Raw genomic sequence first — 14,405 nt, 5'->3', positions numbered from 1 at the left:
CGGTGGGATGAGTATTTCTGGAAAGATGAAGGGCATGCGGCTCAGCCCCCGTCCTTGAAGTCGAGCCCCATCTCGGAATAGCGTTCGGCGTCGTCCATCCAGCCGCTGCGCACCTTGACCTGCAGGAAAAGGTGCACGCGGCGACCGAGGAACGCCTCGAGCTCTTCGCGCGCCGCCTTCGAGACGGCCTTGATCGTCTCGCCGCGATTGCCCAGCACAATCCCCTTGTGGCCGTCGCGGATCACGTAGACCACCTGGTCGACCCGCGCCGAGCCGTCCTTGCGGTCCGTCCAGTTCTCGGTCTCGACGGTCATCTGGTAGGGCAGTTCCTGGTGCAGCCGCAGGGTCAGCTTCTCGCGCGTCATCTCGGCGGCGATCATCCGCATCGGCAGATCGGCGATCTGGTCCTCCGGGAAAAGCCACGGGCCCTCGGGCACCGCCTGCGCCAGCCAGGCGCGCAGATCGCCCGTGCCGTGGCCCTTTTCCGCCGAAATCAGGAAGGTCCTCTCGAAGGCGAAGCGCGCGTTCATCTCGCGGGTCAGCGCCAGCAGCACCGGCGCCTCGACGCGGTCGATCTTGTTGATCGCCAGCGCGACCGGGCGACCATGCGTGACCTCGCCCAGAGTGTCGAGGATCCGGCCGACCCCCTCGGTGATGCCGCGATGCGCCTCGATCAGCAGCACGACGATATCGGCATCCGCCGCCCCGCCCCAGGCCGCCGCGACCATCGCGCGGTCGAGCCGGCGGCGCGGCTGGAAAAGCCCCGGCGTGTCGACGAAGACAAGCTGGCTGTCGCCCTCCATCGCGACGCCGCGGATGCGCGCACGGGTGGTCTGCACCTTGTGGGTGACGATGCTGACCTTGGCCCCGACCATGCGGTTGAGCAGCGTGGACTTGCCCGCATTGGGCTCTCCGATCAGGGCGATGAAGCCGGCGCGGGTGGTCATGGAGTGGTCCTTTTATCCTTAAAGGCCCCGATAGCCGATCATGGGCGCCATGGCGAGTCCGATAAGCGTGGTGCAAGGGCGGTGCCGCGGCGGTCCGGAGGCAGCCGATCTGAACCCTGAAACCTATTCCGGTTACGCTTGGCCGCATGCCCCCACTGATTAGCCGCGTCACTCGGGTTTCGAGATCTCGTCGAGCAGCGCGCGCGCCGCGGCCTGTTCCGCCTGCCGCTTGGATCGCGCGGTCGCCGCCGCCCGCGTGCCGTCCTGAAGCCGCGCCTCGATGGTGAAGACCGGCGCGTGGTCGGGCCCCGAGCGCGCAGTCTCGGCATAGTCGGGCGGCGGCAGGCCGCGCGCCTGCGCCCATTCCTGCAGGCTGGTCTTGGCGTCGCGCGCGTCGCGCTCGACCGCGCCGATGCGGTCGCCCCAGAGGTTCAGCACGATGGCGCGCGCCGCCTCGTAGCCGGCATCGAGATGGACCGCGGCGATCACCGCCTCCATCGCGTCGCCCAAGAGCGCCTCCTTGCGCCGCCCGCCCGACAGCATCTCGGACCGGCCCAGCTTCAGCACCGCGCCGAGGTCGATGGCGCGGGCGACATCCGCGCAGGCCTCCTTGCGCACCAGCGCGTTGAAGCGCGGCGCAAGCTGGCCCTCGGTCGCGCCGGTATCATGGGCAAGCACCGCCTCGGCCATCACCAGCCCCAGCACCCGGTCGCCGAGAAATTCCAGCCGCTGGTTGTCGTCGCGATTGGGCGTCGCCATCGACGAATGCGTCAGCGCGCGCAGCAGCAGCGACGGGTCGGCGAACTCGTGCCCCAGCCGCGCCTGGAAGGCCGCCATGTCGCGCGACAGTTTCATCTCAGCGGCTCGAAGAAACGGTCCCCCCGCCACGTCCAGAAGGCCAGCATCGAAGAGCCCGCCGACGAGAAGATCACCCGGTTGGCGCGTCCGATCAGGTTTTCATAGGGCACGAAACCGACCCCGCCCACGGCCTGCGGAAAGCGCGAATCGGTCGAGTTGTCGCGGTTGTCGCCCATGAAGAAGTAATGCCCCTCGGGCACGGTATAGATGCCGGTGTGATCGGCCCGCTGGTTGCCGATATCGAGGATGGCGTGCGAATGCCCGCCGGGCAGCGTCTCGACGTAGCGCTGCTTGGTGCAATCGCCGCCCTGCCCGACGGCGCCGCTCTCGCAGCGCGGGCGGATGCCCATCGGCCCCTGGCGGTCGAATTCCTCGTTGAACGTGCCCGCCGGTTCCAGCTCGACCGCCTCGCCGTTGATATGCAGAACACCGTCACGCATCTGGATGCGGTCGCCGGGCAGCCCGATCAGGCGCTTGATGAAATCGGTGCCGTCGGCGGGGTGGCGAAAGACGATGATGTCGCCGCGCTCGGGCTGCGAGCCGAGGATGCGGGTATTGTCGCCATCGAGAAAGCCGCAGATGTCCTTCGCGTCGATATCGATGAAGCCCAGCCGGATCGACGGGCAGGAAGCGTAGGAATAGCCGTAGGCCATCTTGTTGACGAACAGGAAATCGCCGATCAGCAGCGTGTCCTTCATCGACCCCGACGGGATCCAGAACGGCTGGAACAGGAACGTGCGGAACAGCCCCGCGATGAGCAGCGCCCAGAACACCGTCTTGATGGTCTCGACGATGGAATTTCCTTTTTTGGCGTCAGAAGCCATGGGACGTCTCCGGGACAGGGCTGGGGGCAGGTCCGGCGCTACATGCGGCGCGCGTGACGGGGTGTCAAGGCAATGGCCGCGCCTCGATCACGACGAAGGCCTGCGCCCAGGGGTGATCGTCGGTCAGCGTGACATGCACGGTCGCCTCATGGCCCTCTGGCGTCATCGCCGCCAGACGGTCGGCGGCCCATCCGGTCAGATGCATCACGGGCTGACCGGTGGCAAGGTTGCTTACCGCCATGTCCTTCCAAGCGATGCCCATGCGCAGCCCGGTGCCCAGCGCCTTGGAGCACGCCTCCTTCGCGGCCCAGCGCTTGGCATAGGTGCCGGCCACATCGGCGCGGCGCTCGGCCTTGGCCTGCTCCACCTCGGTGAAGACGCGGGTCTTGAAACGGTCGCCGAACCGCTCAAGCGTGCCGGCGATGCGGTCTATGTTGGCAAGATCCGTCCCGATGCCGAGGATCATCCCGCACCCCCCGTGGCAAATAGCGGAAAGCTGACGCCCAGCGCCCAGGCGAGGATCAGCCCAAGAGCCACGCCGGCGCTCGCCGCGCCCGCGCGCGCTGCGACCCAGCGTCCCATAAGCCCGTAGATCAGGAAGAACAGCAGGATCACCGGGCCGATCATGGCGAGAAAGAACAGCCGTTCCGTGTCCAGCAGCACCGCCAGCGCCAGCGAGCAAAGGAACACCGCCCGCGCCACCAGCCGCTGCCAGAGCGGCGCGCGCCCGCCGCAGGTCAGCACCGCGTCGCCCAGCATGAAGGGCAAAGCCCCCAGCGCCAGCGCCGCGATGATCGCCATGCGCTCGGGCGTGGGCCAGAAATTCGCGCCGTAGCGGTCCAGCGCGAAGCCGAAGACACCCAGCCCCCAGGCCAGAAGCGCCAGCACCGCCAGCGGCCGCAGCCCCGCAGGGCGCAGGCCGAACGCCCAGGCGATCGCCAGTTGCACCACACCGTAGACCGCCAGATGCAGCGCGAGATAATCGGCGACCAGCACCGGCAGGACCGCGAGATCCACCTGCACCGCCAGCAGCGGCGCCAAAACGGCGGGCGCGCCCACAGCCACCGCAAAGCGCCCCGCGCTCAGCAGTTGCGGCGCGAGGGGCGCGGTGTCGGGAAGCAACCGCGCCAGCGGCCAGGCCAGCGCCACCACCGCGAACATCAACGCCAATAGCCATTGCCCCGTGGCGCGGATCGCCACGTCGCTTTGCCGGTCGTACGCGGCATCCAGCCACGCAAGCGCCTCGGCGCGGCCCGCGCGGCTGTGCAGCACCGCGACATGCTCGGCCCATGGCGCGACGACCGCTCGGCGCACCACGCCGCCCGCGCGCACCGTGTCGCCCTCGCTCGCGCCCGGCTCGACCATCGCCACGGCGTCACGGGCGAAGTCGCGCAGCCCCGGCTCCCACGCGCCGGAAATCAGCAGCAGGTTTTCGGGCGCGGTCGCGGTGACAGCCTTGGAAAATGCCGAGATCGCCACGAGCGGGCCGATCCGGTCGTCGTCAATCGCGGCGCGGATGATGATATCGGTCGCCATGGAATGGCCCAGCAGCGCGACGTCGCCGTCCCAGTCCTCGGCGCCCTGCGCGGCGCGTGCGACGGCCAGCGCCTGCTCGACCAGCATCCGCGTGGTGCCATCAAGGCTGTCCACGTCGCCCGACATTGGCTGCGGATGCCGCCCGTGCCCCTCGAAGTCGAAGGCCCAGACGCGATACCCCGCGCGCGCCAGATCGGTGCTGTAGGCCTGCATCATCTGCCGCGACCCGGCAAAACCATGCGCCACGACCACCACCGGACCCTCCGCCCCGGGTTCGGCATAGCGCGTCACCGGCGTCTCGCCCACGCTGCGCACCGAGACCTCCAGCCCCGCGCGCTGGCGCTCCAGCTGCCAGATGGCCGCACAGGCCAGTGCCACCGCGAGGATGGTCGCCACGATTGTGCTGACCCCGGACATACCCCTTGGACGGCTCATTCGGGAATCACCTCTTCCGTGTCACACGGGAAAACCCAGCACATGAAACTCGTGGCCTCTGCCACGGCAGAGGCATAGGTTTCCGAAAAACCGGGCAACTCTGGCACATATTCCCTCGCGCTGTTCCACGCCTCGGCCGGGCTTTCGCGAACTCTCTGCCAGACCTCGGCGCGATCGGGGACCTCCATGCCGCATACCTCGGATCCATCGATTGCGCGCTCCGGGTTGAAAGCAAGATCGAGCTCACGAAGGTCTTTCATCATCTCGCAGGAATCTCTTAGCTCCCATGCTGTTGCTCCGACGATCACTCCGATCCCGACAACTGGCAAAGCCTCGGCGAAAACGGTCGCGACATTTCTGCTGGATGCGATCGTCACGCGCTTGGCAAGCCTTTGACTGGTATCCCCGACGGCGTTTCTTGCAAGCTGATCTTTGCCCCGATACGTCACACGCGGGTTGGCAAGCTCGCGTCTGAGAGAGCGGTTTTCATCGTTCAATGCGCGAACGCGGTTCCGGACGACACCGACTTCCCTATTCAGACGATTGTTTTGATCTGCCAAAGTGACGTTTCGGGCATTCAGATCATCCAACTTTCCACGGTGTCCCGCCCTGACCGTTCTAGGACCGGCAACCGCCTCAACCACGCTGGAGAGGGCCGAAAACACCCCCGAGAAAGTCACACTGGCAAGGCTGAGCGCGAGTGAAGCAACCGCAATTAAGGTCAGAACGCCTTTTGAAACAGAAAGCAGAAGGGTGATCGGCAGGAACACAAACTTTGCAACTCGCTTCATTGGCTCACTCGTGTCTTTTGAAAGGGATTTCCATTACCCCTGATCCGATCCACGCGGCCGGTAGAGGGGCAGCACGCGGGCCTCATGCAGTCCGCCGAGATAGGCGAAGGCGTGACCGGACGCGGCACACAGATCGTCGATGGCCAGCGCGCCGAACTGGAAGAACCCTTCCCCGAGGCTGTCCTGCCTTGCGGCAAAGATCAGCCGCCCGATGCCGGCCCAGCGCATCGCGGCAAGGCACATCTCGCAGGGCTGGCAAGAGGCGATCAGCGTGTGCCCCGACAGGTCCGGGCGGCCAAGCAGGCGGCCCGCCTCGGCGATGGCCGCGATCTCGGCATGGCGGCTGGGATCATGGGTCTGCGCCACGTCGTTGCGGGCGCGGCAGATCTCGGTCTCGCCGTCCATCACCGCGGCGGTGAATTGCGGCGCGCCGCCGGCCTCGGCAAGCGCCAGCGCCCAGTCGCAGATTTCGGCCATCACGCGGCATTCGGCCGCGGTCGGGGTCACGGCGTCGGGCACCGGCGTCACGCGCGCGCCGTGTCCATCAGGCGGCGCATCTCGGCGATCGCGGGGCCCAGCCCGCGAAAGATCGCCTCGCCGATCAGGAAATGCCCGATATTGAGCTCGCGGATCTCGGGAAAGGCGGCGATGGCCTGCACCGTGTCGTAGGTCAGACCGTGGCCCGCATGCACCTCGAGGCCAAGATCGTGCGCATAGCCCGTCATCTCGCGCAGGGCGTCGAACTCGCGGTCGCGGGTGGCGGCATCCCCCTCGGCATGGGCGTCGCAATAACCGCCGGTATGCAGCTCGATCACCTCTGCTCCCACGCGGCATGCAGCGTCGATCTGCGCGCGGTCGGCGGCGATGAACAGCGACACGCGGGCGCCCGCCTCGCGCAGCGGCGCGATGTACCGGCCCAGCCGTCCCTCGTCGCGCACCACGTCGAGCCCGCCCTCGGTGGTGCGCTCGGCGCGTTTTTCGGGCACGAGGCAGACGGCATGCGGGCGGTGGCGCAGCGCGATCTCCTGCATCTCGTCGGTCGCGGCCATCTCGAAGTTCAGCGGCACCGAAAGCGTGGCGACCAGCCGTTCGATATCCGCGTCCACGATGTGCCGGCGATCCTCGCGCAGATGCGCGGTGATGCCGTCGCAGCCCGCCTCTTCGGCGAGGCGCGCGGCGCGCACCGGATCGGGAACGCAACCGCCGCGCGCGTTGCGCACCGTCGCCACGTGATCGATATTCACGCCAAGGCGCAGTTTTTCACCCGAAGACATCGGCCATTCCCCCATTGAAGCCCGGCTACAAGCTAGCCCCCTTTTCCGGGTTCGTCAGCCTCCCGCGTCGCTTTTTCGCTTTGGGGCTTCTTTTCCTTCATCGCCGCCCACTTGGCCCTCAGCAGCCCGCGGCGGCGGTTCTGATAGGCGGTGATCACCGGCAGGCTGATGTAATAGGCCGCAACGGCGGCCACGATCCCGGGCAGGATGCCGCCGATCATGTAGGGCAGGAACACCTCGTCGTAGAACAGCGCAAGGTGGCTCCAGTCCGCACCGCGCTCGGTGAACAGCGACAACAGGTTGCGCCAAAGGTCCTCGCCGGCATCGACGAACTTGCCCCCCAGCGAGCGGTTGAGCTCGTCCTCGCCCAGCCGCGAGCGGCCGAGGATCGCGTAACCCGACTGCAAGGAGATCACCCCGATCGGCACGTAGGTCAGCGGGTTGCCCACGAAGGTGCCCAGAAGAGCGGCCACGATATTGCCGCGCAGCACCAGTGCAAGCACGGCGGCGATCACGAAATGCAGCCCGTAGAACGGCGTGAACACGGTAAAGACCCCGGCCATGATCCCGCGCGCGATGCGCGGCGGCGGGTCGGGCAGGCGGTGAAGGCGGTGTTTCACATAGGTCGCCGCCCGCGTCCAGCCGCCGCGCGGCCAGAAGAAATCTGCGATCACCTTCCAGAAGGGTCGCCTGTCTCGACGTCTGAAAACCACCAGCGCGGCTCCTAGGGTTTCTGGCTCAGCCCCGGGCCGGATCGGGACGGATCGCGATATCGGTCGGCCGAGGCCACGTCACTCTCTGCGTCCAGCGCCGACAGGATGCCGTGCAGATGTTCCACGTCCCGCAACTGCAGATCCACGAGCAGGCGGTAGAAATCCGGTTTCCGGTCAACGAAGGTCAGGTCGGAGATATTGGCCTTCTGCTCGCCGATCAAGGTGCAAATCCGCCCCAGCACCCCGGCATCGTTGCCGATGGTGATATCGAGCGTCGCGTCATAGACCGGCGGGTGCGTGCCGGTATGCCAGTGCAGGTCGAGCCAGCGTTCGGGCTGACCATCATACCGCGACAGGGTCTCGCAGTCGATGGCATGCACGACCACGCCGCGCCCGCGATAGGTGATGCCGACGATGCGCTCGCCCGGCAGCGGCTGGCAGCAGCGCGCGCGCTCGAAACTCTGATCCGCCTCCAGCCCGATCACCGCACGCTCGCGCGCCACCTCGTCGGCCGCACCGGGGGCAAGATCGGGATAGACCGCGTTCAGCACCTGCTGCGCGGTCAGTTCGGCGCTGCCCATGCGCGCGCGCACCTCGTCGGCATCCTTCAGGCGCAGGGTGCGCGCCGCGGTCTCCAGCGCCTTGTCGGTGGCCTTCTTGCCGACATGCTCGAAGGCCGAGCGCGCCAGTTCGCGCCCCAGCTTGACATAGCGCCCGCGATCCAGCTCGCGCAGCGCCCGGCGGATGGCGGCGCGCGCCTTGCCGGTGGTCGCGATATCCAGCCAGGTGGCCTGCGGCGTCTGTCCGTCGGCGGTGATCACCTCGACCGACTGGCCGTTCTTCAGCCGCGTCCAGAGCGGCACACGCATGCCGTCGACCTTGGCGCCCACCGTCGCATGCCCGATCCGGGTGTGGATGGCATAGGCGAAATCGATCGGCGTCGCGCCGCGCGGCAGCTTTATGACGTCGCCCTTGGGGGTGAAGCAGAACACCTTGTCGGCATACATCTCCAGCTTGACGGCCTCGAGGAAATCCACGTGATCCTCCTCGGCGTCGAACTGCTCGCTGACGGTCGACAGCCACTTGGCGGGATCGACGGCGAACGGGTTCTCGGCGCGCACCCCGTCGCGGTAGGACCAGTGCGCTGCGACGCCGGTCTCGGCGACCTCGTGCATGGCCTGCGTGCGGATCTGCACCTCGACGCGCTTGCCGTCGCGCCCCGACACCGTGGTGTGGATCGATCGGTAGCCGTTCGATTTCGGCTGGCTGATGTAATCCTTGAACCGCCCCGGCACCGCGCGCCAGCGCTGGTGGATGGCCCCCAGCGTGCGGTAGCAGTCATCCTCGGACCGGGTGATCACGCGAAAGCCGTAGATGTCCGACAGCCGCGAGAACCCCATTTCCTTTTCCTCCATCTTGCGCCAGATGGAGTGCGGTTTCTTGGCCCGCCCGAACACGTCGGCCTCGATGCCGGCGCGGTCCAGTTCGCGGCGCATGTCGCCCGTGATGCGTTCGACCACATCGCCGGTCTCGCGCTGCAGGGTGATGAAGCGGCGAATGATCGACGCCCGCGCCTCGGGGTTGAGCACCCGGAACGCGAGATCCTCGAGTTCCTCGCGCATCCACTGCATGCCCATGCGGCCCGCCAGCGGCGCGTAGATGTCCATCGTCTCGCGCGCCTTCTGAGCCTGCTTGTCGGGGCGCATCGCCTTGATCGTGCGCATGTTGTGCAGCCGGTCGGCCAGCTTCACCAGGATCACCCGCAGATCCTTCGACATCGCCATGAACAGCTTGCGGAAATTCTCGGCCTGCTTGGTCTCGGTATTGGACAATTGCAGGTTGGTCAGCTTGGTCACGCCGTTGACCAGGTCGGCGATCTCGCGGCCGAACCGCTCTTCGACGATGCGGTAATTCGCCTTGGTGTCCTCGATCGTGTCATGCAGCAGCGCCGTGATGATCGTGGCGTCATCCAGCTGCTGCTCGGTCAGGATCGCGGCCACCGCGACGGGATGCGTGAAATAGGGCTCGCCCGAATGCCGCTGCTGCCCGGCATGCATGCCGAGGCCGAACTCGTAGGCCTGCCGGATCAGCGCGGCATCCGTGCGCGGGTTGTACTGGCGCACCAATGCGATGAGGTCGTCCGCCGCGATCATCCCATGTGCATCGGGGTTGCCTCCAGGGCCGGGCCTAGCCCTGGCCTTGCGCTTCCATCAGCGCGCGCAGCAGCTTCTCCTCGGACATGTCGTCGGCCTCGGGCTTGTCGGTCTCGCCGCCCATCAGCAGCGCCATGGAATCGTCTTCCGGCTCGTCGACCTCGATCTGCGTCTGGTTCGACTGGATCAGCCGCTCGTGCAGCTCGTCGGCGGATTGCGTCTCTTCGGCGATCTCGCGCAAGGCGACGACCGGGTTCTTGTCGTTGTCGCGGTCCACGGTCAGCGGGGCCCCCGACGCGATCTCGCGCGAGCGATGGGCCGCCAGCATGACCAGCTCAAACCGGTTCGGAACCTTGTCAACGCAATCTTCGGTTGTAACGCGCGCCATTATGCCTCCGGCAGGGTCTCTGGGGTAAAACGCTGAGATAGAAGACGAGGGCGCGATTTACAAGGGCGAATCAGGTGGCGACCACGCTTTCGACATCGCCGCGCGGCAGGGCGTCCAGCATCTCGCGCACGCTTCGGCCCAGCACCGGGTGGCGCCAATCCGGCGCGATCTCGGCCAGCGGCACCAGCACGAAGGCCCGGTCCTGCAGCCGCGGATGCGGCAGGATCAGCCTGTCGGGGGCCTGCCGGCGTTGCGCATCCACGTCCAGCCGGTACCAATGCCGGAACGTGGCCGCATCGGGCCACACCGAATCCTCGACCGCGATCAGGTCCAGATCCAGCGTGCGCCGGCCCCAGCGCACCGTCCGCGCCCGCCCGAACTCCGCCTCTACGGCGTGCAGCCGCGCCAGCACATCCTCGGGCGGGCCCGGCATCCGCAGCGCTGCGGCGGCATTGATGAAATCCGGCCCGCTTCCGGGCGGAAAGGCCGGCGTCCGGTAAAGCCGGCTCACCGCCTCGATTCGTCCCGCATCCGCATCGAGGCGCTGCACCGCCGCGTGTACCGTCCGCGCGGGACAACCCTCGCGCGAAGCGATGTTCGCTCCGATTGCAATCAAGGAAAGTTGATGCGACGTCATGGCAATGTTGCGCTCATCTTGGGGGGGATCCACTTGCCAAGTTTCCCGGCTCAGCCTAGATCGTTAACAAATCGTTGTCATGCCGTCACATTGAACCTCTCACTCACCCTTGCATGACGACATTGTTCAGAAAGGCATTGAACCATGTTTTACAAAGACGACCGCCTCGCCCTCTTCATCGACGGGTCGAATCTCTACGCCGCCGGCAAGGCCCTTGGCTTCGACATCGACTACAAGTTGCTGCGCTCGGAATTCATGCGCCGTGGCAAGCTGTTGCGCGCCTTCTACTACACCGCCCTCCTGGACAGCGACGAGTATTCGCCGATCCGCCCGCTGGTCGACTGGCTGCATTACAACGGCTACACCATGGTCACCAAGACCGCCAAGGAGTACACCGACAGCCAAGGCCGTCGCAAGGTCAAGGGCAACATGGATATCGAGCTGGCGGTCGACGCGATGGAGCTGGCGCAGCGGATCGACCACGCCGTGCTCTTCTCCGGTGACGGCGATTTCCGGCCGCTGGTCGAAAGCCTGCAGCGCCAGGGCGTGCGCGTCTCGGTGGTCTCGACGATCCGCAGCCAGCCGCCGATGATCTCGGACGAGCTGCGCCGCCAGGCCGACAACTATATCGAGCTCGCGGATCTCAAGGAGGTCATCGGCCGCCCCCCGCGCGAGCAGCAGTCCGAGAATCGCGAGGCGTATGCCACGCAGGAATGACGTGCGGGGCATCCGCCGCCACGTGACCGGCTGAGCCCGCCCCGCGATGGATTTCTCGGATGCGGGCGTGCTCGGCCAGATCGCGGGGCTGTTCCTCGCGGCCTTCGGCGCGGCGACCCTGCTGCCCTTCCAGTCAGAGGTGGTGTTCGTCGGCCTGCAGGTCGCCGGCACCCTTCCGCTTGCGGCGCTGGTCGTGGTGGCCAGCATCGGCAACACGCTTGGCGCGGTGGTCAATTACGCGATGGGCCGCGGAATAGAACGGTTCCGCACCCGCCGCTGGTTTCCCGTCAACGCCGCCCAACTGGCCCGCGCGCAGCGCTGGTACGCGAAATACGGCGTCTGGACATTGCTGCTCAGCTGGGCGCCCCTGGGCGACCCGATCACGGTGGTCGCGGGCGTCATGCGCACACCCGTCTGGGTGTTCCTGCTGCTGGTCACGCTGGCCAAGACCGGCCGTTTCGCCGTCCTCGGCTGGCTGACGGCCCAAGCCACGGGCTGAACCGAAGGCCCGCCAACCGCGCACGCTCCCTTTACGCGCGGCGCCGTCTGGCTTACCTCTGCCATCAGCAGGAGACGTGACATGACCAAGCCCCCCCTCACCCTCTACCTCGCGGCCCCGCGCGGCTTTTGCGCCGGCGTCGACCGTGCCATCAAGATCGTGGAAATGGCGCTCGCCAGATGGGGCGCCCCCGTCTACGTCCGCCACGAGATCGTGCATAACCGATACGTGGTCGAGGACCTGCGCGCCAAGGGCGCCGTCTTCGTCGAGGAACTTGACGATTGCCCCGACGACCGGCCGGTGATCTTCTCGGCGCATGGCGTCCCCAAGGCGGTCCCCGCCGAGGCGGCATCGCGCGAGATGCTCTATGTCGACGCCACCTGCCCGCTGGTCAGCAAGGTCCATGTCGAGGCAGAGCGTCACTCCGAGGCCGGGCTGCAGATCGTGATGATCGGCCATGCCGGCCATCCCGAAACCGTGGGGACGATGGGCCAATTGCCGGATGGCGAGGTGCTGCTGGTGGAAACCCGCGACGACGTGGCCACGCTCGACGTGCGCGATGCCGAAAAGCTCGCCTTCGTGACCCAGACGACGCTGTCGGTCGACGACACCGCGGACATCGTCGCGGCCCTCACCGCCCGCTTTCCCGCCATTGTCGGCCCCCGCAAGGAAGACATCTGCTACGCCACCACCAACCGGCAGGAGGCGGTCAAGGCGATGGCGCCGAAGATCGACGCGCTTCTGGTGGTCGGCGCGCCCAATTCCTCGAACTCCAAACGTCTGGTCGAGGTCGGCGCGCGCGCCGGCTGCCCCTACGCGCAACTGGTGCAGCGCGCCACCGATATCGACTGGCGCGCCCTCGACGGCGTGCGGGCCTTGGGCGTCACCGCCGGCGCCTCGGCCCCCGAGGTTCTGGTGAACGAGGTGATCGACGCCTTCCGCGCCCGCTACGAGGTCACTGTCGAGACCGTCGAAACCGCGACCGAGAATGTCGAATTCAAGGTGCCCAGGGCCTTGCGCGAACCGGCCTGAGGGTTTGATCTTGCAAAAAATACTCACCTTCCGACGCCGCGGCAGGACCTGACCCCGGATGCTGAGCACGATCCCCCGCGCCCCGCTGTTCCTTGGCCTTGCCGGTCTGCTGCCCTTCCTCTGGGGCGCGCTGACGGTGCTTCTGCCCGATCTCGCGCTCTGGACCGTTCAGACCATCGGCCCGCGCTTCGCGGGGCCTTACGTGATGCTGTTTTACGGCGCGGTGATCCTCTCGTTCATGTCCGGCGTGCTCTGGGGTTTTGCCACCCGCGCCCGCGGCTCGCTGGCCACGACGGGCTACGTGCTGTCGGTGATCCCGGCGCTCTGGGCGTTCTTCATGACCGGCGGCGGGCCGGTATCGGCGGGGGTCAACCTGATCTTCGGCTTCGTGGGGCTTCTCGGGCTCGACTGGCACTTCGCCCGTCACGATCTCGCACCGCATTGGTGGCTGCGGCTGCGCGCCCTGCTGACGGTGGTGGTGATCGCCTGCCTCGCGGTCGGGGTGCTGGCCTGATGCCCGATCTCGTCGCCTATACCGACGGCGCGTGTTCCGGCAATCCCGGCCCCGGCGGCTGGGGCGTGCTGATGCATGCCACGGATGGCGGCAGGATCGTCAAGGAACGCGCGCTTTCGGGCGGCGAGGCCGCGACCACCAACAACCGGATGGAACTGATGGCGGCGATCAGCGCGCTCGAGGCCCTGACCAAGCCCTCGGCGATCACCATCGTCACCGACAGCGCCTACGTCAAGAACGGCGTCACTGCCTGGATCCATGGCTGGAAACGCAACGGCTGGAAGACCTCCGCGAAGAAACCGGTGAAGAATGTCGAGCTGTGGCAGCGTCTGGATGCCGCCCAGCAGCGCCACGACGTGACCTGGGCCTGGGTCAAGGGCCATGCCGGGCACCCGGAAAACGAACGCGCCGACGAGCTGGCCCGCGCCGGCATGGCGCCCTTCAAGCCGGGCAAGACGCGGGCATGACCACCCCCTTCGCGCTCGATCTCGTGGCGGTGCTGATCTTCGCGCTCACCGGCGCGCTCAGCGCCAGCCGCGCGCAGCTCGACATCGTCGGCTTCCTGTTCCTCGCCTGTCTCACGGCGATGGGCGGCGGCACGGCGCGCGACCTGCTGCTCGACCGCAACCCGGTCTTCTGGCTCGACACGCCCGCCTATGTCGGCGTCGCCTGCGCGGCGGCGCTTGTCGTGTTCTTCACGGCGCATCTGCTGGAAAGCCGGGCGCGGGGGCTTTTATGGCTGGACGCCGCGGCGCTGGCCATCGCCACCTCGGCCGGCGTCGCCATCGCGGCGGATGTCGACCGCTCGCCCGTGGTGCTGGTGATCATGGGCGTGCTCACCGGCACCCTCGGCGGCCTGCTGCGCGACGTCGTCACGCGCGAGGTGCCGCTGGTGCTGCGCGCCGGCGAGCTCTACGTCGCCGCCGCCTTCGCCGGCGCGTTGGCGGGCGTCGCGTCGATGCAGGTCACCCCCGACCCGATCCTGCCGGCACTGATCGGCGCCGGCACCACCTTCGCGCTGCGCGCAGGATCACTCGCCTTCGGCTGGCGGCTGCCGGTCTACCGCGCGCGCCCGCCCCGCAGCTGA

The 14,405-nt window shown here is 67.4% G+C and carries 18 protein-coding genes; 6 read left to right on the top strand and 12 right to left on the bottom strand.

Going from position 1 to position 14,405, the window contains the following annotated elements; genetic code table 11:
- Positions 1 to 41: 41 nt before the first annotated feature.
- From era to folK, 12 genes are all read right to left on the bottom strand, one after another.
- A complete protein-coding gene (era, locus tag V8324_RS06020; RefSeq protein ID WP_336419024.1) occupies positions 42 to 947 on the bottom strand; it encodes a GTPase Era in 906 nt (301 codons plus the stop codon).
- A gap of 168 nt (positions 948 to 1,115) precedes the next feature.
- Complete coding sequence (gene rnc / locus V8324_RS06015) at positions 1,116 to 1,802, bottom strand: ribonuclease III (RefSeq protein ID WP_336419023.1); 687 nt, start codon at positions 1,800 to 1,802, stop codon at positions 1,116 to 1,118.
- Positions 1,799 to 2,629, bottom strand: coding sequence for a signal peptidase I (gene lepB / locus V8324_RS06010; protein WP_336419022.1), 831 nt, complete (start codon positions 2,627 to 2,629; stop codon positions 1,799 to 1,801). Before lepB ends, rnc begins: the two co-directional genes overlap by 4 nt.
- Before the next feature lie 64 nt (positions 2,630 to 2,693).
- Positions 2,694 to 3,095 carry a holo-ACP synthase gene (gene acpS / locus V8324_RS06005; protein WP_336419021.1) on the bottom strand — a complete coding sequence of 134 codons (402 nt, stop codon included), beginning with the start codon at positions 3,093 to 3,095 and terminating at the stop codon, positions 2,694 to 2,696.
- Positions 3,092 to 4,582: an alpha/beta hydrolase gene (locus V8324_RS06000; RefSeq protein ID WP_336419020.1), complete on the bottom strand. Its 1,491-nt coding sequence runs from the start codon at positions 4,580 to 4,582 to the stop codon at positions 3,092 to 3,094. The genes acpS and V8324_RS06000 overlap by 4 nt, the downstream gene beginning before the upstream one ends.
- Before the next feature lie 14 nt (positions 4,583 to 4,596).
- A complete protein-coding gene (locus V8324_RS05995; protein WP_336419019.1) occupies positions 4,597 to 5,391 on the bottom strand; it encodes a hypothetical protein in 795 nt (264 codons plus the stop codon).
- Between the two features lie 33 nt (positions 5,392 to 5,424).
- Positions 5,425 to 5,919: a nucleoside deaminase gene (locus V8324_RS05990; protein ID WP_336419018.1), complete on the bottom strand. Its 495-nt coding sequence runs from the start codon at positions 5,917 to 5,919 to the stop codon at positions 5,425 to 5,427.
- Positions 5,916 to 6,665 carry a pyridoxine 5'-phosphate synthase gene (locus V8324_RS05985; protein ID WP_336419017.1) on the bottom strand — a complete coding sequence of 250 codons (750 nt, stop codon included), beginning with the start codon at positions 6,663 to 6,665 and terminating at the stop codon, positions 5,916 to 5,918. Before V8324_RS05985 ends, V8324_RS05990 begins: the two co-directional genes overlap by 4 nt.
- Positions 6,666 to 6,697: 32 nt before the next feature.
- On the bottom strand, positions 6,698 to 7,378 hold the full coding sequence (locus tag V8324_RS05980; protein WP_336419016.1) for a DUF2062 domain-containing protein: 681 nt from the start codon (positions 7,376 to 7,378) through the stop codon (positions 6,698 to 6,700).
- Between the two features lie 11 nt (positions 7,379 to 7,389).
- A complete protein-coding gene (locus V8324_RS05975) occupies positions 7,390 to 9,531 on the bottom strand; it encodes a RelA/SpoT family protein (protein ID WP_336419015.1) in 2,142 nt (713 codons plus the stop codon).
- Positions 9,532 to 9,565: 34 nt separating this feature from the next.
- Entirely contained in the window at positions 9,566 to 9,919 is a 354-nt protein-coding gene (gene rpoZ, locus V8324_RS05970; protein ID WP_336419014.1) for a DNA-directed RNA polymerase subunit omega, read from the bottom strand.
- Between the two features lie 70 nt (positions 9,920 to 9,989).
- A complete protein-coding gene (gene folK / locus V8324_RS05965) occupies positions 9,990 to 10,556 on the bottom strand; it encodes a 2-amino-4-hydroxy-6-hydroxymethyldihydropteridine diphosphokinase (protein ID WP_336419013.1) in 567 nt (188 codons plus the stop codon).
- A gap of 144 nt (positions 10,557 to 10,700) precedes the next feature.
- Here folK and V8324_RS05960 point away from each other — a divergent pair, with 144 nt between their 5' ends.
- The 6 genes from V8324_RS05960 (at position 10,701) to V8324_RS05935 (ending at position 14,405) form a co-directional block, all read left to right on the top strand.
- Positions 10,701 to 11,273, top strand: coding sequence for a LabA-like NYN domain-containing protein (locus V8324_RS05960; protein ID WP_336419012.1), 573 nt, complete (start codon positions 10,701 to 10,703; stop codon positions 11,271 to 11,273).
- A 46-nt stretch (positions 11,274 to 11,319) separates the two neighbouring features.
- Entirely contained in the window at positions 11,320 to 11,772 is a 453-nt protein-coding gene (locus V8324_RS05955) for a YqaA family protein (protein ID WP_336419011.1), read from the top strand.
- Between the two features lie 81 nt (positions 11,773 to 11,853).
- A complete protein-coding gene (gene ispH / locus V8324_RS05950; RefSeq protein WP_336419010.1) occupies positions 11,854 to 12,804 on the top strand; it encodes a 4-hydroxy-3-methylbut-2-enyl diphosphate reductase in 951 nt (316 codons plus the stop codon).
- Positions 12,805 to 12,865: 61 nt separating this feature from the next.
- Entirely contained in the window at positions 12,866 to 13,318 is a 453-nt protein-coding gene (locus tag V8324_RS05945) for a DUF3429 domain-containing protein (protein WP_336419093.1), read from the top strand.
- Positions 13,318 to 13,785 carry a ribonuclease HI gene (gene rnhA / locus V8324_RS05940; protein ID WP_336419009.1) on the top strand — a complete coding sequence of 156 codons (468 nt, stop codon included), beginning with the start codon at positions 13,318 to 13,320 and terminating at the stop codon, positions 13,783 to 13,785. Before V8324_RS05945 ends, rnhA begins: the two co-directional genes overlap by 1 nt.
- Positions 13,782 to 14,405, top strand: coding sequence for a trimeric intracellular cation channel family protein (locus tag V8324_RS05935; RefSeq protein ID WP_336419008.1), 624 nt, complete (start codon positions 13,782 to 13,784; stop codon positions 14,403 to 14,405). Before rnhA ends, V8324_RS05935 begins: the two co-directional genes overlap by 4 nt.

The sequence above is a fragment of the Roseovarius sp. D22-M7 genome (genome assembly GCF_037083785.1).
GTDB lineage: Bacteria > Pseudomonadota > Alphaproteobacteria > Rhodobacterales > Rhodobacteraceae > Roseovarius.
This window is presented reverse-complemented; position numbering and strand designations above follow the sequence as displayed.

Bases quoted from the DNA above. Each gene is read 5' to 3' on its own strand.
- folK (WP_336419013.1), bottom strand. From the start codon at position 10,556: ATGACGTCGCATCAACTTTCCTTGATTGCAATCGGAGCGAACATCGCT.
- V8324_RS05955 (WP_336419011.1), top strand. From the start codon at position 11,320: ATGGATTTCTCGGATGCGGGCGTGCTCGGCCAGATCGCGGGGCTGTTC.
- era (WP_336419024.1), bottom strand. From the start codon at position 947: ATGACCACCCGCGCCGGCTTCATCGCCCTGATCGGAGAGCCCAATGCG.
- V8324_RS05935 (WP_336419008.1), top strand. From the start codon at position 13,782: ATGACCACCCCCTTCGCGCTCGATCTCGTGGCGGTGCTGATCTTCGCG.
- ispH (WP_336419010.1), top strand. From the start codon at position 11,854: ATGACCAAGCCCCCCCTCACCCTCTACCTCGCGGCCCCGCGCGGCTTT.
- V8324_RS05985 (WP_336419017.1), bottom strand. From the start codon at position 6,665: ATGTCTTCGGGTGAAAAACTGCGCCTTGGCGTGAATATCGATCACGTG.
- rnc (WP_336419023.1), bottom strand. From the start codon at position 1,802: ATGAAACTGTCGCGCGACATGGCGGCCTTCCAGGCGCGGCTGGGGCAC.
- rpoZ (WP_336419014.1), bottom strand. From the start codon at position 9,919: ATGGCGCGCGTTACAACCGAAGATTGCGTTGACAAGGTTCCGAACCGG.
- V8324_RS05975 (WP_336419015.1), bottom strand. From the start codon at position 9,531: ATGATCGCGGCGGACGACCTCATCGCATTGGTGCGCCAGTACAACCCG.
- acpS (WP_336419021.1), bottom strand. From the start codon at position 3,095: ATGATCCTCGGCATCGGGACGGATCTTGCCAACATAGACCGCATCGCC.
- V8324_RS06000 (WP_336419020.1), bottom strand. From the start codon at position 4,582: ATGTCCGGGGTCAGCACAATCGTGGCGACCATCCTCGCGGTGGCACTG.
- V8324_RS05995 (WP_336419019.1), bottom strand. From the start codon at position 5,391: ATGAAGCGAGTTGCAAAGTTTGTGTTCCTGCCGATCACCCTTCTGCTT.
- rnhA (WP_336419009.1), top strand. From the start codon at position 13,318: ATGCCCGATCTCGTCGCCTATACCGACGGCGCGTGTTCCGGCAATCCC.
- lepB (WP_336419022.1), bottom strand. From the start codon at position 2,629: ATGGCTTCTGACGCCAAAAAAGGAAATTCCATCGTCGAGACCATCAAG.
- V8324_RS05960 (WP_336419012.1), top strand. From the start codon at position 10,701: ATGTTTTACAAAGACGACCGCCTCGCCCTCTTCATCGACGGGTCGAAT.